At 45.8% G+C, this 5,106-nt stretch carries 3 protein-coding genes; 1 reads left to right on the top strand and 2 read right to left on the bottom strand.

Going from position 1 to position 5,106, the window contains the following annotated elements; genetic code table 11:
- Window positions 1-1,095, bottom strand: a 1,095-nt coding sequence (locus L6H65_RS26240) for a site-specific integrase (protein WP_236347674.1), incomplete at its 3' end; no start/stop codon positions are given.
- An 800-nt stretch (window positions 1,096-1,895) separates the two neighbouring features.
- On the opposite strand from L6H65_RS26240, the gene L6H65_RS26245 reads away from it, so the two are divergent.
- On the top strand, window positions 1,896-4,052 hold the full coding sequence (locus tag L6H65_RS26245) for a DUF927 domain-containing protein (RefSeq protein ID WP_236347678.1): 2,157 nt from the start codon (window positions 1,896-1,898) through the stop codon (window positions 4,050-4,052).
- Window positions 4,053-4,211: 159 nt separating this feature from the next.
- Here the strand turns inward: L6H65_RS26245 and L6H65_RS26250 are convergent.
- Window positions 4,212-5,106: NYN domain-containing protein (locus L6H65_RS26250; RefSeq protein ID WP_236347680.1), on the bottom strand; the 895-nt coding region annotated here is incomplete at its 5' end.

Consider the following 5,106-nt stretch of genomic DNA (forward strand, 5'->3'; position numbering starts at 1 on the left):
AGCTTCCTGTTGAAGCGTTGGAAACAGGTGCGAATAGCGATCTAACGTTATCATGATACTGGAATGACCTAATCGCTCCGAGACGGCTTTCGGGTGTATCCCCGCCTTGAGCAACAAGCTTGCGTGCGTGTGCCGGAGATCGTGCAGCCTGATCTTGGGCAAACCAGACTTCCGCAACAGGTCCAACCAACGCGCTTCCAAGAAGTACGGGCTGACCGGGAATCCGTTTCTCGTCTGCACAACCAAACCGTGATTGTTGTACTCAGTCGCGTTCTTTTCTGCCTTCTTCCGGTCTTCTTCCAGCACAAGGCGATGCTTCTTGAGCGCATCTATGGTTTGCTGCGGCAAAACGATTGTTCGGATACCAGCCGCCGTCTTCGGTTCCTGCATGATATGACCGACAACACCGCGAGTGTATGACCGCCGCACCGATAGCTTCCCAGTTGTCAGGTCTATGTCCTCCCACTTCACTCCAAGGACCTCGCCGCGCCGCATACCTGTTGTCGCTGCTAGCAAAAAGATGATGTGATATCGGCTGTTCTTCGTAAACTCCAAAAACTGCATTAATTCCTCATCCGTCCAAGTCTTCGTCTCACTCTTGGGTATCTGCGGAGGCTTAACCAGTCGAGCAACATTCTTGACTAAAAGCTCCCATTTCACAGCCGTTTCGAGCGCATCGTGCAAGACCTTATGAACGTGGTTGATCGTTTGCGGAGACAATCGCTTTTCGCCGCTTCCAAGCCGCTCATACATACTCACTAAATGCTGCGGAGACAGGCTAACCATCTTGATCTGACCAAGCTGTGGGATGATATGATAGTTGACCAGCCACCGATATGTTTTATATGTACCGGGGCGAATATTCATTTGCTTCTGCGCCAGCCACGAGGTGAAGAACGTTGCTACGTCATCTTTCGTCGGCTCAATATAAGTATCCGTGTTTAGTTCATGGAGAACCTTCTGGAGCGCCTTCTCCGCATCGGCTTTAGATTCATAGCCTCCTTTGCTCTTCTGACGACGCTTGCCTTCGCTGTTCTTGCCCATTTCAACCACCCACGACCACTTGTTACCGCGCTTTGATACACAACCTCTCATCTTTCTACCTCCTACGTATCCTCAAATTTGGCCGCAAAAAAGAGCCTTCCGCTTCGTGAAAAGCGAAAAGGCTCATATCTTTTGGCTACGGTTCTTGTTGGCTCACCTAAGCGGTTACCAACAACCGTTTGGGTCAAAGCTAGACAACCCCTGTTTTTCCGTTACGATGTTTGCCGCATTCACAGGTTGTGGCTGAGTTCAAACCCAAGCGGCTACCCTGTCTTGCAAGGGTATCCCGACCCAAACGGTCTACCCCTAAAACCAGTAAAACACGCAATAATCCAGTCCGTCAATTATTGGTCAACAAAGGTCTAATATTGATAAGTGCTACGGAGTACGGAGCGGGCGCTTGTCGGAATCGTTTGCGGGTGTCACGACGATGCGGATATAATGTGCCGATGGCTAAACAGGCATTTGCCGTCGTTGGTATGAGTCGGGGATGAAGGGGATGGAAACACCGTTTTCGAGTGCCCAGAGGCCTTGTTCCAACGGGCTTAAAACAGGCAGATCGACATGAGCCCTGGCGACGGCAGGCTTCCTGGCCTCATTGCCAAGCGGTCTAGTCATGTCAGAAAATTAGGGTATACAATGGGAGCCGTTTAGCCAGTCAAGCGCTCCCAAAAGGAGGCGGCAGCAATGGATAAGTCATAGACAGCCACAGAGAGACATGTCGAACCGCGAATTCAGCGTATCTCTCGCAGACCAAAAGCAACCTAAATGTTTTATACCGTCATTTTACAACAGCGCCCGATGGGAAACAATCCGTTGGAGACAATCGCGAAAGAAAGCGAGGAGGACAAATGTCAGTAGAAGACATACTTAACGAGCCTATAGAACTTGAGCCGGTTGACTTCCTATCAGTCGAGGGACTTCAGCAACAACTATGCAAGTACAGCTTGGAACAACTGGTTACCGAAGAGCAGCGGATCACACGTGAAATCTATTGTGCCGATAGTATTGCACAGATCAGCCGTCTTCTCGATGTATATGCTGACGAGCGGATAAAGCAGGGACTTCTTAAACCTTCGGACAAACTGACATTTAAGAAGGATAAGCTGGAACAATACGAACATCCAAAGAAGAAGCTGTACGATAGCCCGAAATACGTTAGCGCATTTGAACTTGTAGATTGCCCTGCCCCCCATGATCTATTGATTCCACCGGGATATGAACTATCACAACAACATGGCATCTACGCCGTCAAGTTTAAGGAAGGCTTTCCGATGCACCAGCTTGTTTATCCAGCGGTTGTCTTACCGTATCAGCTTGTGGATGATTCGAATGATACAGGCACAGATAAACTGGTCATGCTCATTAAGTGGAACGAGCAGAAAAAGAAGTGGCAGAAACACCCTTACCCAGTTGCGCTTGGGAAGCTTACGGCAGAACGGAATATCGGAACGTTAGACGGTGCTGGCGTTATAGTACTTGGTGATTTATACCGAAAGTCAGTCGCAGAGTTTATGACAATGTTGATAAACCATAACGATGGCTTAAGTGATCTACCCATTACAGAAGCAGTTTCTCGTTGTGGCTGGACAGAGGAAGGATTGTTCTTCCCGTTCACAACCAAAGACAAGGGCGATAATCTTGTTTTTACCGGACACCGGGGAACAACCATCCACTCCATAAAGAAGCAAGCAAAGCATTTGCCGAAAGGGGCTCAAGAGGCAGCGTTCCAACTGATTCAAGAGCTAAAAGACAACCCTGTGTTTGCAGTCATGCTGGCGGGTTGTTTAGCCAGTCCGCTTGTTCCGAAGCTAGAGGGTATTCTGGACGAGAATATAGGTATAGATCTGTTCGGCGAAACGACAACGGGAAAAACGGCTATGCAAGTGCTGGTCATCAGTCTAGTCTACGGGTTGGGCAAGTCCGTGAAAAGCACGTGGTCAAAAGCCCGCCTTGCTGGTATCTGGAAGAAGGTCGGTGCACTCAACCATCTACCAGTCATTCTGGATGATTCTCATGGTATATCTGATGAGTTAAGCGGCGTACCGCATCATCTGCTCAACGGTAAAGAAGGTGACAAGTCGATCAAGACGAGCAACGGGGATTGGGATTCTAATGATTCAACTGTTGACCGTTATCGGGGAACTATCTTCTTCAACGGGGAAATTTCGATTGCGGCAAAGGCTCCGCATGATTCTGCTGGTATACACGGGCGCTTGTTTAAGGTCAATCATCCACCGTTCCCGGCGCACTATTCGGAAACTGATGTTGAAGACTTGAAAGCCCGAGCAGAGGTCAACGGAGGACACTTTGCAGAAGATTGGATTCGTCACATTGCCAAGCTTGATGTCACACAGATTCAACAGCGGTTGCGGGAGCTTGCCTCACATTTTCGCACCGAAGGATCGGACAAGCTTTACGGCAGACTTACCACGAAGGCAACAATCTTGATCTACTGCTTGGAACAGTTCAATCAGTTGTTCGGAACAAGCGTCAATATCAATGCGGCTGTTTCTCTGCTGAAAACTTCGATGAAAGCCGGAACAAAGCGGGTAAGCGTTGCGGACGGTATTATGGAGCGCATCATTGAGAAGGTTTGGGAGAAGATCGGTCAACGGGAACCAAACGGAAAGGGCTGCATATTATTGAACTTCAAGAAGCCTGATCCTTTCGATCTTCTAGATGGAGTGGATGTGTGCTACAAGAAAGGCGAGGCGCTCATTATTACCAACAGCGTGCTGGAGGAAGTTCTCAAGGGAACAGAACACAAAAAGAGCATTCCGGCTAGGCAACTATTGGTGACGGCGAAATATCTTGAAACTAGCGACCTTGACAACCATCGTTATCCCTCCGTTGATGAACACAAGCGTAGAAGGATTTACGGCATGTTATTCAAGTTCGATGCGATCAAGCACCTGTTACCCGATGGGGAGCGAGAAGAAACTGAACAAACGCAAATAGCGGAAATGAAGCCATTAGTATTAACTGGATTGCCCGAGAGGGATTAACCCACATAAAAAGCGAAAAGACCCTATCTAGGGTCTTTTCCAATAAAAAAACGAATCACAAAATAACGAAACAATAAAAAACGCGAAAATAAAATAAGTCGAATCATTAAATTTGCTCTAATTTTACCCCGTAAACCACTCGTTTGTCAATAGGGTGATTTACACCGCTCCTGCTTTGACTGGACTGTATTTGTGCTTATCCGCCGTAAGAATATATCCCTCAATTGTGTTTCCTTTTACAGTATGTTTTATTTTTTCTATAAGCTTTGTATCCTCCATATATTGAATCGTGCCGGAAGCAAGCTTATATGACATTCCAAATGATTCCCTAAGCCCTTCGTTCAACCAAGAAGGACCGTACAACTTGTCCCTGTTTCTAGAATCAGCATACCACTTAGTTATCATATCTTTTGCATTATTGAGCCAGAAATGAGGCTTTGCTCGTTCAATGTTTATCTTGAATAATTTAATAAAATCTTGAGATATATGAGCATAATCAGTAATGTCCTGATATTGGGAAACATTAGTGCTCATGTAGTATAAGTGAACCTTATTACCATTAAACATTGTTCTACTCATAATTGGAATCATGTCACTATCAGCAGTAACAAATACATATGTATCAATATCCGAGTTCTTATAATAGCATTCAACTGCATCAATTGATAATTCGATATCTGAGGCATTCTTACGGTTTTTTTCCCCTCTGCCATTTCCGTACACTTGCCTAATTTGAACTCTGTTTTGTTGTAAATCTCGTAGTGTAATGTCGATCTGATCAAAATCGGCATATGCTTTTATTGTCCTTACTCTATTCCTTCCATAAATATCCCATAATAAATCAATAATATTACAATCCTTGTGCACATCCAACGCATAATCTTTCAATCCATGATAGATATTATCATAGTCAATAAATATAGCGACGTTATCTCCAGTTTCTTTTAAAACCTGTCTCTTCAATAAATTAAGACTATAATTGTCCATAGTATCCCCTCCCATAAATACGTTAAATTCGACATATAAGTGCAAATTCCTCCTCCAGCAGGAAGCC

This window comes from Paenibacillus plantiphilus (assembly GCF_927798095.1).
GTDB lineage: Bacteria > Bacillota > Bacilli > Paenibacillales > Paenibacillaceae > Paenibacillus_Z > Paenibacillus_Z plantiphilus.

Excerpts from the sequence above, each read along its gene's own strand:
- L6H65_RS26245 (WP_236347678.1), top strand. The coding sequence starts at position 1,896 with ATGTCAGTAGAAGACATACTTAACGAGCCTATAGAACTTGAGCCGGTT.